Here is a 20244-nt window from a genome sequence, read left to right as displayed (position 1 = left end):
TGCCGAGAGAGGAGAGCACTGATGACTGGAAACAAAGCCGTAGCTTACAAGGAACCGGGCAAGGTCGAACTGATCGACATCGACTATCCAAGCTTCGAACTCAAGGACGGACCGGGCGTCAACCCGGCGAACGTGGGGCGGACGGTACCCCACGGGGTCATCCTGAAAACCGTGGCCACCAACATCTGCGGTTCGGACCAGCACATGGTCCGCGGACGGACCACGGCACCGCCCAACCTGGTGCTGGGGCACGAGATTACCGGCGAAGTGGTGGAGGTAGGTCCCGGCGTCGAGTTCATCAAAGTGGGGGACATCTGTTCGGTGCCCTTCAACATCGCCTGCGGCCGCTGCCGGAACTGCAAGGAACGCAAGACCGGGATCTGCCTGAACGTCAATCCGGACCGCCCGGGGAGCGCCTACGGCTACGTGGACATGGGTGGCTGGGTGGGCGGCCAGGCCAACTACGTGCTGGTCCCGTACGCAGACTGGAACCTGCTCAAGTTCCCGGACAAGGATCAGGCCCTGGAAAAGATCATGGACCTGACCATGCTCTCTGACATATTCCCCACGGGCTTTCACGGCGCCGTGACGGCCGGGGTGGGCGTCGGCTCCACCGTGTATGTTGCCGGCGCCGGGCCTGTTGGCCTCGCAGCGGCCACCAGCGCGCACCTGCTGGGTGCCGCCGTCGTGATTGTGGGGGACTTGAACGAGGGCAGGCTGAAGCAGGCGCGCAGTTTCGGGTGCGAAACCATTGACCTGAGCAAGGGAGGCCCGGCGGAGCAGATCGAGCAGATCCTGGGCGTCCCGGAAGTGGACTGCGGCGTGGACGCGGTGGGCTTCGAAGCGCGCGGCCACGGCCACGACGCCAAGGAGGCGCCCGCCACGGTGCTGAACTCGCTGATGGAAATCACTGCGGCCGGCGGTGCGCTGGGCATTCCAGGACTGTACGTCACCGGCGATCCGGGCGGCGTGGACGAGGCCGCCAAGAAGGGTGCGCTGAGCCTGAGTCTCGGCACCGGCTGGGCCAAGTCGCTCAGCTTCACCACAGGGCAATGCCCGGTGATGAAGTACAACCGGCAACTGATGATGGCCATCCTGCATGACAAGGTGAGCATCGCCAAGAACGTCAACGCGAAGGCGATCAGCCTGGAGGATGCGCCCAAGGGCTACGCCGAGTTCGACGCCGGTGCAGCCACGAAATACGTCCTCAACCCGAACGGATACCTTAACTAGGACCCTCACCTGGCCAGCGGTCGCCGTCGGAATTTCGACGGCGGCCGCTGTGGTCGTTTCGGCGTCTTCATGATCGGGCGATGCTCCTGGCCGCCTACTATGTCTGGTTCCGCGAAAAGGTGCATGCCGGGCCACGTGCCGCCTGAGTACCGAACCCGCTGTGCCTCATTGTAAACGCGAGGTAGCGCGGAACCCTTTCCGCGTAATCAGCGTAGGACTGTTCGAAGAGTTCGGCCAGCATGGCCTCTTCACCGAGGACAAAGCGATGTTCCACAAGCAATTCGACCGGCAGTGTCGCGAGGCCCAGGATGAACCGGCCAAGGTTCCCGCGCCCAGTTGGATGAGCCACCAGCCGACATACATCGGATGGCGGGTGATTGCATACGGGCCGGTGCTGTTGCGGGTATCCTCGCAGACGCCGCCGTTCTTTTCGATGGTCGCCCGAGAGCCGGCATTGTCCTCATCGCACGTGAGAAGAACCCGGCGGATTCCCAATTCCTGGGCTATCGGCAGGGCGTCGGCCAAAGCGGCAGCGGCGTGGCCGCGACGCCTGGCAGAGGGCCTGACGCTGTAGCCGATGTGTCCGCCCTCGTTAAGGAGGTAATCGTTCAGCTCGTGCCTGATTGCCAGTGAGCCAAGGAACGTGTCACCCTCCACAATCCACAAGTACGTGCAGGGCACGTACTCCGGCTTGCGCGGGGTTTCCGGCAGGGCATCTTTGACGAGGGCATCGACAAAGCGGCGAAACGTCGGTGCATCGTTGAGTTCTGCCAAGGACCAGTCCAGCGGGCCCCCGCCGTCCCGGTTGGCGCCGTCAAATTCCGCGGATCCTTTTTCTTCCCCGGTCAGCCGTTCTTGTTCTTGCCTTTACCCTCGGCGCCTTTTCCCTCCTCCGGTGCCGGAGCTGGTGCCGGTACAGGTGCTGGCACCACGGGCGCGGTTTTTTCCTGCGTGGCCTGTGCGGCGGCTTCCGCGTCGGCCTTGGCCTTCTCCGCGGCAACCGCGGCTTCTTCGGCGGCTTTCGCCGCCCCGGCGGCTTCTGCGGCGGCGTTGAGGTCTGCCCGGACGGCGGTGATGCTGGTCATGATGCTCCGGCGCCGTTCCTCGGAAACCTGGCCACTGCCGGCTGCAGTCGCCACGTCCGCTTCCAGATTCTCCAGTGCCGTGAGCGCGGCCGAGTGATCGTTGGCCGCCGCAGCCTGGCTCACGCCGAGGACCAGTTCCCGGAAATGGGAGGCCGTGTCGCGCTGCAGGTCGGTAGCGGCCGGGCCGCAGCCGGCGAGGGAGGCCATCACCGCAATTGCGGCCGCAAGGCCAGCTCCCCATGATCGGGCGCTTTGGTTCTTGGACCGAAACGGGGTCATGGTTCCACACTCTTCTGAAGTTCCTGAAGGTGGTCACCCAGGGTGCCGCTCACCGCAGGGTAAGGCACGACGTCGGCGGTGGACTCTGGCGCCTGGCCCGCTGTCAGTGCCGCGGTCCCGGCCGCCAGTGCGAGAACGACCGGGACGGCCACTGCCCAGAGCCGCACTTTGCGCCTCGCACGGACTGGCCTCTGTCGGCGCGCGCCAGAAGGGCTGTTGGGCCGATCGGCACCAGGCGCCGGCCTTGACGGCAGATCAGGGGAGGGCGATTCTGCTGTGACGGCCGGTGCCCTGAACGGCATGGCCGGCAGCACACGCGTGGTTTCCGGGGCAAGTTCGCCCGGAGTGGATGTCGGCGAGACCAGTGCCTGCCGCAGCGCCGTCTCTATGTCCGCAGCTGTCGGTCGTTCCAGCGGCTCGATTGCCGTCATCGAGCGGATGAGGTCGGCCCACTCGGCAGGGAGATCCGCGGGAATTGTGGGTGCGCGGTGCAGCCTGGCCACGGCGGATTCCACAGCGCTGCCGGGGAACTCCATGGTCTGCTTGATGCATTCGAGCAGGACCAGCCCCAGCGAATAGATGTCGGTGGCCGGGCTGAGCGGGGAGCCCATGGCCTGTTCGGGGCTGAGGTACGCCGCGGTGCCCACCATCGCTCCGGTTGCGGTCAGCCGGGTGGCGTCGGCGATTCTCGCGATGCCGAAGTCTGCCACTTTGGCACGGAGGGGCTCCCCGGGCCGGGTCTGCACCAAGAGGATGTTGCCCGGCTTGATGTCGCGGTGGAGGATGCCGAGGCCGTGGACATAGGCCAGTGCGTCGGCGATGCCCGCTCCGATGACGGCGAGCTCGTCCAGGGGGACTTGGCTGTGCCTGATCCGGCTGCGCAGGTCCTGGCCCTCCACCAGCTCCATCGTCAGGAACGGCCGGGGCTCCGCCGGGACGCGTGTATCGACGCCGACATCGAACAGTGTCACGAGGCTGGGATGGTTCAGCGTCGCCAGCAGTGTGATTTCAGCTTCCTGTCGTTTCAACTCGTCGGCATCGGGGGCCTGGGGTGCGAAGAGCTTCAGCGCCACGTCCCGGCCCAGGTTCTCGTCCCGCGCGCAGTAGACCGACGACATGCCGCCGCGGCCGATCACCTCACCCAGCCGGTAACGTCCGCCGAGCACTTCAGTCCTGCTGTAGCTGGGCGGTTCCGCCACCATATCCGTTCCTTCCGGTGCGCTGCGGCACTATTACTAAATCATAAGGCCACTTACTATGTGCGAAACGCCTCGTCGAATCACGGCTGCGCGAATACGACCAATCCGCTTGCCTCGTGCTACGAATTGCGTCAGAAGCGAGGCTCTCTCACCCCGCGGGTGCGGTCGGAACCGGCGTGGCGGGGACCGGTGCTGCCTCGGTTGGCTCCGCGGTGGGAGTCACTTGCGCAGGGCTGCTTTCCGGTGCCGCTCCGCCGGTGACAGGCGCCGCGGGAGGGGGCGCCGCCGTCGTGGTTCCGGACGGCACGGATGCCGGGGCAGTGGCTTCCGGGGCCGGCGTTGCGCCGGATCCGGAGGTTGAGCCGGGTGAGGGGGCGGCTGTAGTGGTCGGCGGAGCGGTTGCTGCGCCCTTCGTGGCGCTGGGGTCGCTTTGGATGATCTCCTTGATCTGTTCCTTGAACGCGTTAAGGCGCCCCTGGATCTCGGACAGCGGGATGTTCTGGAGGTTCCGCCCAAACTCGGCAATTTCTGCCCACAGCGCGTTGAGCCTTGCCGTTCCGCCGTCGCTCAGCGGGCCGTCGAGGGTGAGAACGAGCTGACTGGCCAGTGCGTACGTCAGGCAGCGCAGGCAGTTGTAGTTGGCGGCGGCGGACAGATTCTCCGGCACGATCACATCCGCCTGACCCACGATGAGCACCACCTGGAAGCCCACGGCGACGGCGGCGCAGTCGGCGCAGCTGGCGAACGCGTAGGCCTCGTTGGTGGTATCCACGGGTCCGCCGTCTTCGGCCCACACCAGCGCGAAGGCGACGTCGTAGGCCACGGAACCGTCCGTTGTGTTCACCGCCAGGGCCTGGTTGCCGTCCTGCTCCGGGGCGGCGGGCTGGTTGAACGGGAAGACCCACGACGGCGCCGGGGCGGAAGCGGCCGTGGTGCCAGCCGCTGTGCCGGCCCCGGCAGGAGCGGCGCTGGGCACCAGGACCATGCTGAGCTGGGGGTTTTCCCGCGTCGGCTTCGCTGCTCCTGCGGGCCAGAGGGCCACCGTCTTCCCGGTCCCGCCTTCCCGCAGGGCCGAGTGTGCCGCCGTCGGAAAGACAGCTGTGGTGGCGTCGGCGAGAGTGCCGCGTTCGTACGGCTGCACGGGCCGGTAGGTGTCCGCTCCGGGCCACCAGGCCCAGGCCAGCCCGGCGGTCACGGCTGCGATGGCGGCCATCGCCGCGGCCCGCTGAAGGGCCTTGCCGCGGGTTTTCTGCCAGAGACCGGTGGTCAGCTGGCGGACCAGCCGGAGCAGGATATAGAAAATGCCCAGGATGGGGAGGCCGACGGCGGCGATCGCCAGGGCGCGCACCGCGGCTCCTGCGATGTCCCCGGCCGCCAGGCTCTCGGACCATTCCGACTGCTGCTTCAGGACGCTGGCCCACGCCGTGCCCAGGAGCCGCGGCAGCGAGAGCACCATCATGACCAGGCTGAGCACCAGCAGTGGCACGGTGACCAGCACCCAGGCCGTTACCACCGCCCGGGCCCAGGGTTTGAGCACCTGGGCCTCGGGGGCCGTCCGGCGCCAGGGCAGCAGCCCCAGCAGGGTCGGTTTGATGCGCTGGAAGAGGTCCGGGACGCCGGTGGCGTCGGCCAGGATGTGGTAGCCGTCGAACCGCACCAGCGGAAGCAGCTGCCGGACCATCTGGAGGATTTGGGTGACCACCACCAGCAGCAGGGCGTCAAAGCCGGTGGCCCACCAGACACCCATGATGGCCACGGCCACGATCGCGTTGAAGTACAGCCCGCCCAGGTCGGTGCGGAGCCGGCCGCCCCGGCCCAGCCGGTAGGAGTCGGTGACGTCGGTGAAGAAGGCAGGCCAGATGAGGTAGAGTCCGGCGCCCATGGCCCCCGGCGTTGCGCCGCCGCGGCGTGCGGCCGCGGCATGGCCGAACTCGTGGAAACCGGCGGACAGGACGGTCACCGCCAGGACCAGCAGGACGAGCGCCGGGTTGGCGAACGCATCGTGGGTGGCGGAGGCGAGGCCCTTGACCATAAGCACCCACCAGCAGGCAGCGATGAAGGCTGCGCACACGGCCGCCACGATGAGCGGGTTGAACAGCACCGCGAAAGGGGCCGTGATCTTGCGGGTACGCTCCGGATCCGTGACGGTATAGCGGAAGCGCATGCCCAGCAGCGGGTCGGCTTTCCTTACCTCAGGCTGTGAACCGTCGGCCAGCTGGAGCAGCCCCAGCGGCAGCAGCCGGGAGGTGACCAGTGTGCGGACGTTGTCCTCGCTGACCAGCCTTCCGAAGCGTGCGCTGGTGTGGGCCGCAACCTGCTCTGTGGTCCGCTGGCCGTCCGCTGCTTCCAGCACAAGGTACAGCAGGCGTGTCAGCGCGATGGCCTGGCCATCTGCCCGGCGGACCAGCGAAGGTGGCTCCCGATAGCCCGAACCCTTCGGTTCGCCGAGCAGTTCAACGCCATCGGCCCGAACGGGGACGTCGGGCAGTAAGGACCCGGGCGGACCTGCTGGACTCGTTGTAGCGGAAGCAGGAGAAGCCGGCGGGCCGTCCATCCTGGGCGGCCCGCCGTGCACTGTGCTCATTTAGGTGTGCTCACGTGGGAGGTGCTGTCCGGACTACTGCCGAAGATCGGACTGCTGATCGGCGGAAGCGGTGGCTTCGCCGTCGATGTGCTGGCTGATGATGGCGTCCTGCTGCGCCACAGCGAAAGCGTCGCTGTCGATGGAACCGATATTCGCTGCAACGGCCGCGTCGATCGGTGCGGCAACGTTGGCATTGGCAGCAACGGCACCGTTGATCGGGGCCGCGATGTCCGCCTGGGCGGCAAGGTCCACATTGACGTTCAGGAGGTCCCCGTCCAGGGCCGCGGAAGGATCCACCGGCAAAGCGCCGACATCCGAAGCGGGATCCTCGGGCAGGAGCCCGCCGTCGGTGGTTCCGTCCTGACTGGCAGCCGGATCGGTGCCTTGGTCAATGGTGCTGTCCTGCGTGGAGTCCGCTGTGGCATCCGCGGTGATGCCCTGGTCGATGATGACTCCCTGGTCGGCAAGGGCCTGGGCCTCGGATCCAAACGAGAGGATATTCGCGGAGGCAGCAGCGTCGATCGGGGCTGCGACGTTGGCGTTGGCCGCGACAGCCAGATCGATGGGCGCCGCGGCGTTGATGCCCAGGTCCAGATCGGCGTTCAGGTCCAGTACGGAGGCCACTTCCTTGTCGGGGAGCGCCGTACCGCCTTGGGCCATCAGTTCTTCGTCACTCAGCGGGTTCAGTCCATGGTCAGTGCTCACGCGAAACTCCAGATCCGGCACGGTCGCCACTGCCCCCAGTGAGCAGTTTCTACACCGATGTGCCTAACGCCAGTCAATAGTAAGCATGATGATCATTTTTTGGTATCCCGGGGCGACGCAAACTATTGAGTGTTTGTTGCAGGCGCATGGATGTTGTTCCGGATATTGGGATGTGCTCCACATCGTGGTCGAGGACAAAGCCCGGCTTCTCCGGGCGGAGTGCGGTTTGCGTACTTTGCGGACCCGGATGGCAACCGCTGGGTCATTCAGGGCGCAATACGGCCGGGTCCGGCGGGGGCGTAGGATGCCGCTATGGGACTAATAATTGCGCTTCTGGTCATCTGGCTTGTTCTTTCAATCGTTGGCTTTGCCGTGAAGGGCCTTATTTGGCTCGCAGTCATCGGCCTCGTCCTGTTTGTGGCTACGGGCGTGTGGGGCTGGGTGAAGCGGAAGGCCAACGCCTGACCGGGCCAACATCATCGACACTACTTCTCACGGTTTCAGTGATTGGGCCTTAGACGCGCTGGAGAAATGACTCCACTTTGGCGGGGTCACGCTCCACGACATCGCCCAGGGCCCCGTCGATCAGGTCGAGTGTTCCCTGGTCGAGGACCAGCTCCGTGGCTTTGACCGTATCGTCGAGTTGTTCGGGCCGGCTGGCGCCGACGATCGCCGCGGAGACGTTGGTGTTGGCAAGGACCCAGGCGACGGCAAGGGTTGCCAGCGGCACGCCGAGATCTGCGGCGATCGGTTTGAGTTTCTCCACCCGTTCGATGACCGCAGGCTGCATGAATTTGTGCTCGGTCTTGAGCCCGCCGTCGTCGGTGCTGAACCGGCTTCCCGCCGGAACCGCAGAGGCGCCGTACTTGCCGGTCAGGACGCCCTGTGCGAGCGGCGACCAGCACACCTGCGTGATCCCGAGCTCTTCGCAGGCCGGCACGACTTCGGGTTCGATGACACGCCAGAGCATGTTGTACTGCGGCTGGCTGGAGACGAACAAGATTCCAAGCTCGGCCGCCAAGGCGGCTCCGGCGCGAATTTCCGGCACGGTCCACTCCGAAACGCCGATGTAGTGGGCCTTGCCGGCGCGGACGATGTCCGCGAAGGCGCCCATGGTCTCCTCGAGCGGGGTCTCGTAGTCGTAGCGGTGCGCCTGATAGACGTCCACGTAGTCCGTCTGCAGGCGGCGCAACGATCCGTTGATCGACTCCATGACGTGTTTGCGGGACAAGCCTCGGTCGTTCCTGCCGGTGCCGGTGGGGAAATACGCCTTGGTCATGACTTCGATGCCCTCGCGGCGCACACCTTTAAGCGCTTCGCCGAGCATGGTTTCGGCCTTGGTGCCCGCGTAGGCGTCGGCGGTGTCGAACGTGGTGATGCCAAGGTCCAGGGCCTTGCGCACGCAGGCGGTGGCGAGATCCTGGTCCACGGTTTCGCCGTGCGTGGCCCAGTTGCCCAGCGCGATGGCGCTGACGTACATGCCGCTGTTGCCGAGTTTGCGGTATTGCATGGAAGGTCCTTTCAGGGGGTGCCGGGGTGTCCGGCGGAATGCGGAGAATCCGGGGCAGTGGGTGTTGTGCGCAGGACATGTGGAGGTGCCGTTGTTTCCCGGACCACCAGGCGTACCGCGCGGGAAAGGTTTGCAGGGGGCCCTCCCTGCAGGATGTCCAGCAGGATCCGGGCTACGTCCTGACCTTGTTCAGCCACCTCGTGGTCCATGGTGGTCAGGCCCACCACATCGCAGAGTTCGTGGTTGTCGAATCCCAGCACCGAGAAATCCCGGGGAACGTCCAGGCCTGCCTTGCGGAGGACCTTGAGGACACCGAAGGCCATTTCGTCGGAGGCGACAAAAACGGCGGTCGGGACCTGTTCCGTGACAAGCAGCCGGGACATGGCAGCGGCGCCCCCGTCGACGCTGTTCTCATCGAACTGTTCAAGCATGTCGTCCCCAGGCACTCCTGCTTCTGCTAGCGCCTCCCGGTACCCCATGAGGCGCTGCAAAGGAGGGACGCCGCCCAAGTTGCTGCTCTCCTCGTCACGAATGCCGATGAACGCGATCCGTTCGTGGCCGAGGTTCAGCAGGTGCCTTACCGCAGCCCGCCCTGCGCTGACGTTATCCACGGACACCGAGCCGAAGCCCTGCGCTTCGGCACCAAGCAAAGCCACCGCCTGTCCCTGGGCGGTGAGCGATTCCAGCTCCGCCTTACTGGGCTGCAGGGCCATGATGATGACCCCGTCTGTGCGGCCATGCAGATGTGCACTACTAAAAAACCGCTCCCGCTGCGCACGGGTGCCCAGTTCGAAAAGGAGCACATCGAATCCGGCTTGCCGGAGTGTATGTGTGGCTTCGCCGATGACCTTCCCGAAGAACCATTTAGCGAGGACCGGCACCACGATCCCCACGGTCATGGTCCGGCCCGTCGCAAGCCGCGACGCGGCCGGAGACGCCGAATAGCCAAGTTCGTCAGCAGCATCTTGCACGCGCTTGCGAGTGGCGGCCGAGACGCCGGGAACGGAGCGCAGAGCCCGCGAGACTGTAGATACAGAGACTCCGGCTCGTTCCGCCACGGATTCAACGCTGGTTGTCATGTGGTCCACGTTAGACAGTGTTCAACTTTAACGCAAGCGCTTGCAAGAGGTTGGCGTCCGGACCTCGGGGAAGCAGGGACGCCAAAGCCATCTGATCCGGTGTCATGGGAGAGATAGGACTACATTCCGGGAATCTGCTGGGCCTCGTGGACTCGATTTCACTGCCCGGCATGTTGCGAGTTTGTTACCGCTACCTGCGGCTGCGCCTGCAGCTCGAGCGGCCATTCAGTGGACCACCCGGTAGCGCACATGCGTCACGAGGCTCGTCCCGCTCACTTCCGTCGGCTCGAGCGTGAGGTTCGCGACGCCGTCGAGCAGCCGTTCGCCCGCCCCCAGGATCATCGGCGCGGTGTGGAGCCGCAGCTCGTCGATCAGCCCCGCCGAGAGGTATTGCCGGGCGGTCTGCGCTCCGCCGGCAATGGCCACGTCCTTGCTGCCGGCGGCCTCCCGCGCCTGGGCCAGTGCCGATTCGATGCCGTCGGTCACGAAGTTGAACGTGGTGCCGCCCTGCATCTCCAGGGGCTCACGTGCATGATGCGTGAGCACAAAAACCTGTGCGTGATAGGGCGGCTCCTCGCCCCACCAGCCCCGCCAGTCCGCATCCCACGCCCCGGGGCCCGGCCCCGCGAACATGTTCCGGCCCATGATGTAGGCGCCGGCTTCGAGGATGCCTTCGATCGCGGCCGCGTTCGCCTCGGGTTCCTCAAACATCCACCGGTGCAGGAGTTCGCCGTTCTCGCCCAGCGGCTCCGCAGGGCTTTGGTTCGGACCGGCGAGGAAGCCGTCGAGGGAGATGGTCAGATCGCACGTGACTCGGCTCATGCGCCCCATCATGCCCACCGGGTCATGGCCCCTGAGTAGGGCCCGGCTGCTCGATGGTGACGGTGCCGGCGTCGCCATCCACGCGGATCTGCTGGCCGCTGGTGAGCCGCCGGGTGGCAACGCCGGTGCCGAGCACGGCCGGGATGCCGTACTCCCGGGCCACGATGGAGCTGTGGCTCAACGGCCCGCCCACATCGGTCACGACGGCGGAGGCCATCGCGAACAGCGAGGTCCACGCCGGAGTGGTGATGCGGGCAACCAATACCTCTCCGGGCTCCATCAGGGCGAAATCCTGGGGCCCCCGCAGGACGCGGGCCGGGGCGGTGACCCGGCCCGAGCTCGCGCCCGTGCCCTTGATGATGTCGCCGGGTTGGTGCTGCGAGCCCGCTGGCATCATGGACCCGAAGGCCTTTTCCATCCAGCGGCTCTCCGGGAGCAGTTGCGGGGCGGCGGCCTTCATCTGGCCCCGCCACAGCATCTTGCGTTCCTCGACGGCGGCGGCGCGGACAGGCCGGTCGGCTCCTGTAATGGCCACCGCCCGTGCTCCCGGCGCGGCCAGGCCGAACTCGACGGCGCTGCGAAGCTCCTGGTGCCGCAGCCAGAACACGTCGGCGGGCTCGGCGATGACAGCGGAGTCCACCAGCCGCTGCCCGAGTTCGAGCAGCATCCGCCGGAGCAGCGGCCAGGCCAGGCCGACGTCGGCCAGGGCATCCTCGCGGATCGGCGCGGTGTTCTGTGCCCAGCGGAGCAGCCTGAGGAACGCGGCCCGGCGGCGCGGCCCGAGCCGGGTGAAGATCCGGCTGGTGGCGATCTCCCGGCGGTCGGCCGACAGCCGCTGCCGCTCATGGGGGTCAGTGCCCTGCCCCCGCAGGTAGAACTTCACCGTGTCCAGCAACGCTGATGGATCGTCGGCCGGCACCGGGCTGGCGAAGTCCAGGTTGTAGACCGCATGGCCGAACCGGCGGAGGTGGTCCTGGAAGCGAGGACGCCACAACTGCCACAACGGCTCACTGAACCCGGCCGGCGGGAATCCCGTGCGCTGGGACTCGGCCAACGCCGTCGTCGGTTCATGCAGGATCGCAGCAGCGAGCCCTGGGACGCCCCGGGCCCAGGCTGCGAGATCGTACAGGGACTTCTCCGCCCTGATGGGTTCGCTGTCGTAGCCGAGGATGAACGTCAGGGCGGGGGGATCCCCCTCGCGCCGGACGAACGTGTCGTAATACGCACCGAAGGAGATTTCGCTGGTTGCGGCGAGCGGAATGACTGACTGCACTGCTGTGTAGTACACGGTGCCGGCGTCCAGCAGCGTCTGCACACCCTCGAGCAGTTCCGCACCGGAGAGCTCCGCAACGGGCTTCGCGGACCAGTCTTTGATCACGCGTTCGTAGCGGGGATGCGAGAATTCGCGCCAGCCGGCCACGCCCATGTGTGCCTGGCCGCGGGCCAGCGCGCGTACCGCCTTCAGCGACTTGCCCATCACCCGCCACATCCCCGAGGTGCGGTAGTAGTAATAGGCGTAGCCGTTGATGGTGGGCAGTCCCACGTCGTCCTCGCGGATGACGTTCGTGCCCACGGCCTCGTTCATCAAGGCCCGCAGCGAGCGGGACACCGAGCCGTCGATGAGGTCGGCGAACAGCGGCGAGAGCGGGTCCGGCAGCTGTTCCACGATGCTCGCCCGGAAGTACATCCCCTTCGGGTACGGCACGGGCCAGGTGTCCGGGGTGTCGGCTGCCGGTTCGGGCAGCGCCGTGATGGGGCGGGACTGCAGGATGAAAAACCCGTCGCCGGCCCGCGCCCACTCGATGTCCTGCGGTGCCCCGAAATGATCCGCACTCCGCGTTCCGTAGGCCGCCAGTTCGGTGGCCGACGTATCGTCCAGTACGGGCGCACGACGGCGGGCTGCCGCCACCGGCTGCTCCCGGGTGCCGTGCTCGGCGTAGACAGTCATAACCGCCTTGTCGGCCGTGTGCCGCGACACGACGGCGCCAGTCCCGGCCTCGACCACGACGTCATCCGTGGTGACCGCTCCGCTGACCACGGACTCGCCCAGGCCCCACGCGGCACTGATGGCGATCTCGTCGCGGCGCCCGTTGGCCGGGTTGGCGGTAAACATCACCCCGGCGGCCTCGGCCTCCACCATCCGCTGAACCACGACGGCGAGCCGCACCGAATCCGGTCCGACGCCCGCGCGGGCCCGGTAGGCCATGGCGCGAGCCGTCCACAGGGACGCCCAACAATCGATCACGGCCGCGGACAGCGCCTCGGCTCCGCGCACGTTCAGGTAGGTTTCCTGTTGCCCGGCGAAGCTGGCTGCGGCCAGGTCCTCGGCCGTGGCGGAGGAACGCACCGCGACGGCTGTTTCCCCGCCGTCGTCCAGACGCGCGTCACTGAGACGCCCGTAGGCGGCGCCGAGTTCCGCTGCGATGGCGGCCGGAATGGTGCCGGCCGTGAACAGGGTTCTGATCCTCTCCGAGGCGTCCGCGTAGTCCTGGGGAGAGGCCTGCGGCGACAGGGTGGCCAGTTCCTGGATGCGTGCCTCGAGTTGGTTGGCCTCCACAAAGTGCGAATAGGCGGCAGTGTTCAGCACAAAGCCCGGGGGAACCGGGAGACCGGCCTGGATGAGGCCGCCCAGTCCCACGGCCTTGCCGCCGGCCATGGCGATGTCGGCTGCCCCCAGATCGCCCAAACTGTTGACGTAGGTCATGACCGCGCGTCCTTACTGCCCGGTTATGGGGCGCCTGCAGCGAACCTGATTCTCCACATACTGGCACTGCCGCAGACAAGAGGCCATAGCTCGCGCGTGTCTTAGGATTCACTCCCGCCGTGGCGCACCTAAGCTCGATGCATGGGCAAAAACCAGCACGGCGAGTTGGAAGGGCAGACCTCCATCAACGAGCTGCTCGACAAGCCCATCGGCGACACCCACATCCAGCTGGTGCTGCCCATCCACGTCCAGCTCCGGCCGGGGGAGTTCCGCCGGGTGTCCTGACGCGGTGGAACAGGACCGCAGAGCACGACGGCGGCACCCGGGTTGGGTGCCGATGGTCGCCTTGGCGCATGAGCCAGCACCGAAATCCGGACAATCCGACAGGGGACAACCATGAGCTATGTGCGAAAGCTGACCTTCAACCTCAGAGTGCGTGGATTGTCGGAACCGGAGATCGCCGACGTACTGGATGACGTGCGGGCGCATGGGGCCGCCACCGGGACTGCCGCGGAAGCCACCTTTGGCACAGCCGAGGAGTACGCGAAGCAGTTTGCCAAGAAGAAGAGGCGGACACGCGGGAGCATCATCACGATGGTGGGCTTAGGGATAGCGCTCGCCTACGTCCTCGTTGTGGTCCTCCTGATGCTGCTCTTCAGGAGCGACGTCCGCGATTTCGTCGGCCCGGTATCGCTCCTGCCAGCCACGGAGGTCATTCTGGCATGTGTCCTGGCTGGGTTCCTGACCGATTACTTTCAGCCTGCGCAGAGCTCCCGCGGCTGAGGTGAAGCTTTCAATGATGCATTCCGTTGAATTTGGATCCGGCACTCCGATCCTGATGATCCATGGCTTCTGCGTGGATCATCACCTGTTGCTGGGGCTCGATTCCGTTTTTGCCCTGCAAGGACGGTGGAGACGCGTTTATGTTGACCTTCCGGGCATGGGCCAGTCCCCAGCAGGGCCCGAGGTTGACAGCGCAGATGCCGTCGCGGAAGCCGTTGTCTCCTTCGCACGGACAACTTTCGGAGACGAAAAATTCGCGGTCCTGGGCAATTCATTTGGCGGGATGATCGCCCGGCAAGTTGTGGCTGAATTCGGCGACCAGGTCCTGGGCCTCGCACTCCTTTGCCCGGTGGCAGTGGCCGAGCACGGGGCACGAACTGTGCCGGCCCAAACTGTCCTGCAAAAGGACCAGGTCCTTGTGGCGTCCTTAGACCCCCGGGACGCGGCGGACTACGAGGAGATGGCAGTGGTCCAATCTATGGAGAACTGGCTCCGGTTCCGCGAATCCGTGCTCCCCGGCTTGCGGGCCTTTGACCAGGCGGCCGTCCAACGAATTTCGAGCAGTTATGCCCTGGGTCGAGAGCCAGAGCATCGATCCCCGAAGTTCCAACGCCCAACCGTGATTATTACGGGACGCCAAGACCACGTGGTGGGGTTCCAGGATCAGATCGCCCTTTCCGGCCACTACGTGCAATCCACGTTTGCGGTTCTCGACCGGGCCGGCCACAACGCACATCTTGACCAGCCGGCACTCACCGGTGCCCTCCTCGGCGAATGGCTTGTCCGTATGGAGGATGGGATGCGAGACGATCCGTCTGGCGCTATGGCTTCGTTGCCTTCCACCCGATTATCGCCAGGCATCAATGGCGGACCTTCCTGACTTTCAGGCCGCGTCGTCTCGACGGAGTTCCAGTGTTCTGGTCCGCGATCCGGCGGAGGCGGCGCCAGCGGATGCCGTTACGAAGGTGAGCCTGGTCAGTGGGATGTGCCGGATGCACCGGCCTCGATCCACTCCTACGGTGGCGAGTCCGGAGGATAACCACCAGCGTCACGCCCAGCCAGGCGAACGCTGCCCCGAAGACGAGGAAAACCGCCGGGATTGTGTCCATGATTAAGTTTAGATCCCAACCCGTAAGCGCACTTACTAGACCTTAGGCACCTGGCCAGCGGCCGCCGTCGGGAATTACGACGACGGCGCACGGCTTGGGAGCGCCGCTCGCGTTGGTACTTGGGCGCGCCGGTGGATGAAGTATTCGGCCACCGCCAGGCTGAGTACCCATGATGCGCCAATCAGAAGCGCCCGGGTCAGTTCGTCAACCGGCCCCACCAGGAGAATCCACGGAATGGTCACCACAACAATGGTTCCCTGGGCGATGCCGATGGCGTACGCCCGCGACATCCATTCGCTGTGCCGGACGTAGTTCCGGCGCCGCACGGCGATGAATCCCAGGACAATGAACGCCACCATGGCGGACCCGAAGGCCAGCCGAAGGGCAAGTAGAAGCGGCCCGTCCAGGGGCGGGAGATCGTAGAAAACTGCCATCCACAGACCCGACAGGGCGGCGAGCAGGCCGGTGGGGGCAAGAATGCGTCCCGCGATTTTGTGCCAGCTGGCCCTGCCGCGCGTGCCCCGTCGAAGCGAGGGAACGAACTGAAACGCCCCCAGCACCAGGTACACCGTGACCGTGGGGATATGGATCAGTACGGGGACTGGCGAATCGAAGAACCGCGCGTTATCCGGCGTGATCCGACCTCCCCAGAGCTCGGTCAGGCGCACGGTCCCGGCGATGACCGGGACGAGGCTGAGGAAGATCAGGGCGGCAGGTACGAGCCAGCGGGCCCGGGGGCTTTGACGGGAGCGGGGAACGGTTGCAGATTTCATGAGTTCGCTTCTCTGGATCGCAATTTGGAGAGTTGGCGGCCGGAATACGGTGCCCAGCACCACGCTGTTCGTACGGCCAACGTACTGCACCCGGTCCGGATAGACGATAGGCACGAGGCCTCTGCATAAATATGGGGAACAGCAAATTACGTCATCCCTTAGCACCTGTTTCCATTATTAAGCCTCGAATTCCCCGATCGACGAACCGCTCAAGATCAGCTCAAGACCGGATCAATGTTGTACCAAGATCCGCGAAGTATCGGCCGTTCGCAGCCGCCGCAGAAATAGGGTCTTCAGTGACGCAAGCGTCGACAGGGTAAAAGCCCGGCTAATTGTCGGGCTTTTATTATTTGGGGGAAATAATGTCGAACAATGAAGTGCTCCGGGCTCCAGCATCTGGTGGTTCCGGGTCAAGACCACCAGGCAGGCCACGTGCTTCCACGTTTATTGTCGGAGGCATTACTGCGCTCTTTGTGATCATAGGGGCGTTCAGCGGCGGGGCTGGCGGCGCGCTGGTGTTCCTGGCCATCTCCGGTGCACTTACCGGCCTCTACATTTTGGTGACCGGGCGGCGTTCCTGGGCGTGGCTCCCGGCGAAGCGGAAGTCAGGGGCCATAGCCCTTGCGGTCTCGTTCGCTCTCTTCATCGGCGGCGCCGTCGCGTTGCCGCGTACCAACGCGGAGGACTTTCAGGCAGCCTCCTCGGACTGGAATGCTTCGCCAGGAACCGCCACAGCGAGCGCATCTGCAACAGCCACGCCGACGCCGTCGTCCGCTCCAACTGCGCAGGCGACGGGCGCCCCGCTTGATCCTGAGACTCCAAGCCTCGTTGCAAACGACGTCACGGCTCCGAAGAGGCAGCCCGCCTTTGCCACCAAGGCGATCGACCTGCTGGCTACCCTTGCCATCAAGGGCCGGGCGCCGAAGACAGGCTATGAGCGTGCGCTCTTCGGTCAGGCCTGGGTGGACGTAGACCGTAACGGCTGCGACACGCGGAATGACACCCTCAAGCGCGACCTTACGGGGATCACCTACACCAACAGCGTCCCCTGCAAGGTGCAGTCCGGAACGCTGGCGGACCCCTACACCGGTACCACCATCAGCTTCCTGCGGGGGAGTGCCACCAGCAGCGCCGTCCAGATCGACCATGTTGTTGCCCTCAGCGACGCCTGGCAGAAGGGCGCGCAGCAGCTGACCACGGAGCAGCGGACAGCCTTCGCCAATGACCCCCTGAACCTCCAGTCCACGGACGGTCCCACCAACATGAAAAAGGGCGACGGCGACGCCGCCACCTGGTTGCCGCCGAACAAAGGCTTCCGTTGCGAATACGTGGCCCGGCAGATTTCAGTGAAGGCAACGTACAGCCTGTGGGTCACCCAGGCGGAGCACGACGCGATGGCCAGGATCCTTGCCGACTGCTCCGGCCAGCTCGCACCAACAAACGAGCAGGCACCAGTCGCCGCGGCCCCGGCCCCGGCCCCGGTGGTAGCCGCTGTCCCGGTGGCTCCCGCTCCCGCTCCGGCCCCGGTGGTTGTGGTGCCTGCTCCTGCCCCGGTTGCTCCCGCGCCCGTTGTTCCGGCACCTGTACCTGTTCCTGCAGCTCCGGCCGCTTACTATGCCAACTGCACAGCCGCCAAAGCAGCCGGCGCCGCTCCGATCTATGCCGGCCAGGCCGGCTACCGCGCAGGACTTGACCGCGATTCCGACGGCGTGGCCTGCGAGAGCTAGCCACGCCAGTCACTCCACCGTTCCAAAATTTTCCAAGGGGGAAAAATGAAGAAGACACTTACATTAATTGTGCTGACCGGCCTCATCCTGACGGGATGCAGTGGAAAGCAGGCTTCAGCAATTTCAAGCGCTGACGCAGTGGCTGTTGAGACTGTCGCTGTTCCAGATGTGCTGAGCCTGACCCTAGACAAGGCCACGGATCAACTGGAAGATCTCGGGTTCAAGGTCGAGGCTGTGGACACGGTCGACGGCAAGTCGATCATCATCGAGAAGAACTGGGAGGTGACGTCCCAAGACCCCTCGGAAGGCGCGCAGGCGGCAAAGGGCTCCACCGTTCACCTCGGCGTCAAGAACCTTGAGAAAGCTGCGGCGGAAAAGGCCGCTGCTGATAAGGCCGCCGCCGACAAGGTGGCAGCAGAGGCGGCTGCTGCAGCAAAGGTTGTGGCGGACAAGGCTGCGGCAGAGAAAGCCGCGGCAGATCTGGCAGCCGCGCAGGCCGTGAAGCCAGTTCCAGTAGTCCCCGCACCCGCCCCGGCCCCGGCACCGGCACCGGTGGTCCAGGCGCCAGCAGCCGTTTACTACGCAAACTGCACTGCGGCACGCGCTGCAGGTGCGGCGCCCATCTATGCCGGAACACCGGGATATGGGACGCACCTCGACAGAGACCGTGACGGAATCGGGTGCGATAAGTAAGCGAATCGGACGATTGATGCCGCGGATACCTTTCCTCTGGAAGGTGTCCGCGGCTGTCGGCTTTAGTGCTGATCCAGGCCAGGGAGTGCTGAGCATGTTCAGCCGCATCACCGCGCTGGACTTCCCTCTAATGGCACGAGTAGCCGAACTGGGGCACTTTGACATGGACACGCCGCGGTTTGAGCCGTTTCGGGGCCGGGTCACCGTCAATGTGGCCCACGACGGCGCCCCGCTGACGGCGAACGCTGCACTCTAGGCCAGGCCGCGCCAGCAGGAGCCTGAACGGGCAGATTGCTGACGCCTCCGCGCACCCTGGCGAGCAGCCACGCCGACCGCGGGATCGGCCAGAGGATGGCCAGCACGAGTACCGGCACCAGCGAGATGCCGACGTCGGGAAACTGGCGGATGATCACAAACAGGTGGGTGTCGAACCGGGCCGGGGCGTAGACGAGGCACAGCCACAGGGCGAACCCGTCCAAGGCGAGAGCCGCCACTCCCCACGCCAACGGAACCCAGCGTTTCCGGGACGGAGCGCGCCGCCGGAGCAGGAAACGCAGCGCCAGCCCCATGCTCACCAACTCCGCCAGCAGCAGCGCCAGCGAAACCGCCCAGCTGTAGCGCTGCAGCCAGTCCTCGAACACCACCGCCGGCACGGGGGAGTGCCCGTGGAGGATTCGCAGGACGTTGGTGTCGATGGCCTTCAGCCGCGATGGGGCGGCGGTGTCATTGCCGTTGATGACCAGCGCAACGCCGAGGCCGGACTCCGGAACCATGGCCAGATAGGTGTGGCTGTTGCCCCATTCGCCCTGATGCTCCAGGAGCCGCGGCAGGTCCGCCTCGGGGACGGGCGGTGCCGCGGGATCGGCGGACTCCGCGAGCGGACGGGTGAACCATCCCATCGCGTACCCCTTGGACCCGTCCACCTGCACGAGAGGCTCGAACATCGCCTCCAAGCTTTCGGGACGGAGGATTTGGGCATCGCGGTACCGTCCGCCGTCGAGCATTGCGATCAGCTGATGGCCCAGGTCCTCGGCGGACGAGTACAGGGTGGACGACGGCATCCCGGTGGTTGGCGCGGGCACGTCGGTCTGGCGCCAGAACGAGCCAAACCACAGCGAGTAGCCGGCGGCCGCATTGTCCGCGCGCGCGGCAGCCTGGGTGGGATGGCTGTGCGTCATCTCCAGCGGCCCGAAGACATGCTGCTCCAAGTACTCGCTGAACGGCTGGCCGGAGACTGTCTGCACCAGGAGGCCCAGGATGTTGAAGTTGGCGCTGGCGTAGTGGAAGGCCTGGCCGGGCTCGCCGGCCAGCGGGGCTCCTGAGAGGGCCCGGACCCCTTCTTCGAGAGCCTCCGGGCCCTGTGCGTCGGAGGCTTCGAATGCCGTGTCCTTGGATGACATGCCGCTGGCCTGGTGGAGCAGGTGGCGGACCGTGATGGCTTGCGAGCGACTGTCGTCCAGCGTGAACCAGGGCAGGTAGGTCTGCACCGGCTCATCCAGCCGCAGGCGGCCGGCCTCCACCTGCTGCATCACGGCGATGGCCGTGATGGACTTGCTGGTGGAGGCCAGCAGCACCGGCGTCTGGGCGGTCATCGGGCGCCCGGAGTCGTCGGCGCGTCCAAATGCTGCGGAGTGCACCTGGACGCCGTCCCGGACGACGGCGATGGCGGCGCCCGGAATCCCAAGGGTTTCCAGTTGCTCCCGGAGGAAGGTGTCCAGCACGTCGTAGGTCTGCTCGGGGCTCACGGGTCCTGTGGCCGGCGGGCCGGCAGGGGCCGGTGCCGGTGTGGTGGCGCCGCCGAGGATCCCCACGGTCAGCAAGCACAACAGGAGACAGCGCGCTGACCAGGAAATAGCTCGCATGCCCGCACCTGCACTTCGGCTGACCGTCCCTTCACGGTATGGCCTGGCCAGGTGGAAAACAATGCAACGCTCCCAAAGCAGGGTCGCCAATGCAGCC

General features: G+C 65.9%; 18 protein-coding genes. 7 read left to right on the top strand and 11 right to left on the bottom strand.

Features of this window, described 5'->3' with window-relative positions; all coding sequences use genetic code 11:
- The first annotated feature begins 21 nt into the window (after positions 1-21).
- Positions 22-1233 (top strand): formaldehyde dehydrogenase, glutathione-independent, encoded by a 1212-nt coding sequence (fdhA, locus tag NFC73_RS11760; protein WP_254750398.1) that lies wholly within the window; start codon positions 22-24, stop codon positions 1231-1233.
- A 165-nt stretch (positions 1234-1398) separates the two neighbouring features.
- Here the strand turns inward: fdhA and NFC73_RS11755 are convergent, their stop codons facing one another.
- The 5 genes from NFC73_RS11755 to NFC73_RS11735 form a co-directional block, all read right to left on the bottom strand.
- Positions 1399-2007: a GNAT family N-acetyltransferase gene (locus tag NFC73_RS11755; RefSeq protein ID WP_254750396.1), complete on the bottom strand. Its 609-nt coding sequence runs from the start codon at positions 2005-2007 to the stop codon at positions 1399-1401.
- Positions 2008-2078: 71 nt separating this feature from the next.
- The gene (locus NFC73_RS11750) at positions 2079-2597 is read right to left on the bottom strand and encodes a hypothetical protein (protein WP_254750394.1); all 519 of its coding nucleotides are present in this window, start codon (positions 2595-2597) and stop codon (positions 2079-2081) included.
- On the bottom strand, positions 2594-3799 hold the full coding sequence (locus tag NFC73_RS11745; RefSeq protein ID WP_254750392.1) for a serine/threonine-protein kinase: 1206 nt from the start codon (positions 3797-3799) through the stop codon (positions 2594-2596). The genes NFC73_RS11750 and NFC73_RS11745 overlap by 4 nt, the downstream gene beginning before the upstream one ends.
- 145 nt (positions 3800-3944) lie before the next feature.
- Positions 3945-6380, bottom strand: coding sequence for a hypothetical protein (locus NFC73_RS11740; protein ID WP_254750390.1), 2436 nt, complete (start codon positions 6378-6380; stop codon positions 3945-3947).
- A 33-nt stretch (positions 6381-6413) separates the two neighbouring features.
- Positions 6414-7085, bottom strand: a complete 672-nt coding sequence (locus NFC73_RS11735) for a peptidoglycan-binding protein (RefSeq protein ID WP_254750388.1) — start codon at positions 7083-7085, stop codon at positions 6414-6416.
- Between the two features lie 312 nt (positions 7086-7397).
- On the opposite strand from NFC73_RS11735, the gene NFC73_RS11730 reads away from it, so the two are divergent.
- Positions 7398-7550 (top strand): LPXTG cell wall anchor domain-containing protein, encoded by a 153-nt coding sequence (locus NFC73_RS11730; RefSeq protein ID WP_254750386.1) that lies wholly within the window; start codon positions 7398-7400, stop codon positions 7548-7550.
- 49 nt (positions 7551-7599) lie between these two features.
- On the opposite strand, the gene NFC73_RS11725 is transcribed toward NFC73_RS11730, so the two are convergent.
- The 4 genes from NFC73_RS11725 to NFC73_RS11710 all read right to left on the bottom strand — a co-directional run bounded on the left by NFC73_RS11725 (position 7600) and on the right by NFC73_RS11710 (position 13200).
- Positions 7600-8595 carry an aldo/keto reductase family protein gene (locus tag NFC73_RS11725; RefSeq protein ID WP_254750384.1) on the bottom strand — a complete coding sequence of 332 codons (996 nt, stop codon included), beginning with the start codon at positions 8593-8595 and terminating at the stop codon, positions 7600-7602.
- Positions 8596-8606: 11 nt separating this feature from the next.
- Positions 8607-9674: a LacI family DNA-binding transcriptional regulator gene (locus NFC73_RS11720; RefSeq protein ID WP_254750382.1), complete on the bottom strand. Its 1068-nt coding sequence runs from the start codon at positions 9672-9674 to the stop codon at positions 8607-8609.
- Between the two features lie 225 nt (positions 9675-9899).
- Positions 9900-10496 (bottom strand): dihydrofolate reductase family protein, encoded by a 597-nt coding sequence (locus tag NFC73_RS11715; protein ID WP_254750380.1) that lies wholly within the window; start codon positions 10494-10496, stop codon positions 9900-9902.
- 22 nt (positions 10497-10518) lie between these two features.
- A complete protein-coding gene (locus tag NFC73_RS11710) occupies positions 10519-13200 on the bottom strand; it encodes a PEP/pyruvate-binding domain-containing protein (RefSeq protein WP_254750378.1) in 2682 nt (893 codons plus the stop codon).
- Positions 13201-13341: 141 nt separating this feature from the next.
- Between NFC73_RS11710 and NFC73_RS11705 the strand changes: the two genes are divergently transcribed.
- The 3 genes from NFC73_RS11705 to NFC73_RS11695 all read left to right on the top strand — a co-directional run bounded on the left by NFC73_RS11705 (position 13342) and on the right by NFC73_RS11695 (position 14863).
- Positions 13342-13485 carry a hypothetical protein gene (locus NFC73_RS11705; RefSeq protein ID WP_254750376.1) on the top strand — a complete coding sequence of 48 codons (144 nt, stop codon included), beginning with the start codon at positions 13342-13344 and terminating at the stop codon, positions 13483-13485.
- 111 nt (positions 13486-13596) lie between these two features.
- Positions 13597-13983: a hypothetical protein gene (locus NFC73_RS11700; RefSeq protein WP_254750374.1), complete on the top strand. Its 387-nt coding sequence runs from the start codon at positions 13597-13599 to the stop codon at positions 13981-13983.
- 13 nt (positions 13984-13996) lie between these two features.
- Positions 13997-14863: an alpha/beta fold hydrolase gene (locus tag NFC73_RS11695; RefSeq protein WP_254750372.1), complete on the top strand. Its 867-nt coding sequence runs from the start codon at positions 13997-13999 to the stop codon at positions 14861-14863.
- A 303-nt stretch (positions 14864-15166) separates the two neighbouring features.
- Here NFC73_RS11695 and NFC73_RS11690 read toward each other — a convergent pair whose 3' ends face one another.
- Entirely contained in the window at positions 15167-15865 is a 699-nt protein-coding gene (locus NFC73_RS11690) for a DUF2306 domain-containing protein (RefSeq protein WP_254750370.1), read from the bottom strand.
- 473 nt (positions 15866-16338) lie between these two features.
- On the opposite strand from NFC73_RS11690, the gene NFC73_RS11685 reads away from it, so the two are divergent.
- Positions 16339-17592, top strand: coding sequence for a GmrSD restriction endonuclease domain-containing protein (locus NFC73_RS11685; RefSeq protein ID WP_254750368.1), 1254 nt, complete (start codon positions 16339-16341; stop codon positions 17590-17592).
- Between the two features lie 45 nt (positions 17593-17637).
- A complete protein-coding gene (locus tag NFC73_RS11680; protein WP_254750366.1) occupies positions 17638-18285 on the top strand; it encodes an excalibur calcium-binding domain-containing protein in 648 nt (215 codons plus the stop codon).
- Between the two features lie 206 nt (positions 18286-18491).
- Here the strand turns inward: NFC73_RS11680 and NFC73_RS11675 are convergent, their stop codons facing one another.
- Complete coding sequence (locus NFC73_RS11675) at positions 18492-20147, bottom strand: serine hydrolase domain-containing protein (protein ID WP_254750364.1); 1656 nt, start codon at positions 20145-20147, stop codon at positions 18492-18494.
- Positions 20148-20244 lie beyond the last annotated feature (97 nt).

This window comes from Pseudarthrobacter humi, from assembly GCF_024294965.1.
GTDB classification, from domain to species: Bacteria; Actinomycetota; Actinomycetes; order Actinomycetales; family Micrococcaceae; genus Arthrobacter; species Arthrobacter humi.
The sequence above is the reverse complement of the archived record's forward strand: the minus strand, read 5'-3'. Positions and strand labels throughout refer to the sequence as shown.

Bases quoted from the DNA above. Each gene is read 5' to 3' on its own strand.
- fdhA (WP_254750398.1), top strand. From the start codon at position 22: ATGACTGGAAACAAAGCCGTAGCTTACAAGGAACCGGGCAAGGTCGAA.
- NFC73_RS11750 (WP_254750394.1), bottom strand. From the start codon at position 2,597: ATGACCCCGTTTCGGTCCAAGAACCAAAGCGCCCGATCATGGGGAGCT.
- NFC73_RS11745 (WP_254750392.1), bottom strand. From the start codon at position 3,799: ATGGTGGCGGAACCGCCCAGCTACAGCAGGACTGAAGTGCTCGGCGGA.
- NFC73_RS11740 (WP_254750390.1), bottom strand. From the start codon at position 6,380: ATGAGCACAGTGCACGGCGGGCCGCCCAGGATGGACGGCCCGCCGGCT.
- NFC73_RS11730 (WP_254750386.1), top strand. From the start codon at position 7,398: ATGGGACTAATAATTGCGCTTCTGGTCATCTGGCTTGTTCTTTCAATC.
- NFC73_RS11725 (WP_254750384.1), bottom strand. From the start codon at position 8,595: ATGCAATACCGCAAACTCGGCAACAGCGGCATGTACGTCAGCGCCATC.
- NFC73_RS11720 (WP_254750382.1), bottom strand. From the start codon at position 9,674: ATGACAACCAGCGTTGAATCCGTGGCGGAACGAGCCGGAGTCTCTGTA.
- NFC73_RS11715 (WP_254750380.1), bottom strand. From the start codon at position 10,496: ATGAGCCGAGTCACGTGCGATCTGACCATCTCCCTCGACGGCTTCCTC.
- NFC73_RS11710 (WP_254750378.1), bottom strand. From the start codon at position 13,200: ATGACCTACGTCAACAGTTTGGGCGATCTGGGGGCAGCCGACATCGCC.
- NFC73_RS11705 (WP_254750376.1), top strand. From the start codon at position 13,342: ATGGGCAAAAACCAGCACGGCGAGTTGGAAGGGCAGACCTCCATCAAC.
- NFC73_RS11700 (WP_254750374.1), top strand. From the start codon at position 13,597: ATGAGCTATGTGCGAAAGCTGACCTTCAACCTCAGAGTGCGTGGATTG.
- NFC73_RS11695 (WP_254750372.1), top strand. From the start codon at position 13,997: ATGATGCATTCCGTTGAATTTGGATCCGGCACTCCGATCCTGATGATC.
- NFC73_RS11690 (WP_254750370.1), bottom strand. From the start codon at position 15,865: ATGAAATCTGCAACCGTTCCCCGCTCCCGTCAAAGCCCCCGGGCCCGC.
- NFC73_RS11680 (WP_254750366.1), top strand. From the start codon at position 17,638: ATGAAGAAGACACTTACATTAATTGTGCTGACCGGCCTCATCCTGACG.
- NFC73_RS11675 (WP_254750364.1), bottom strand. From the start codon at position 20,147: ATGCGAGCTATTTCCTGGTCAGCGCGCTGTCTCCTGTTGTGCTTGCTG.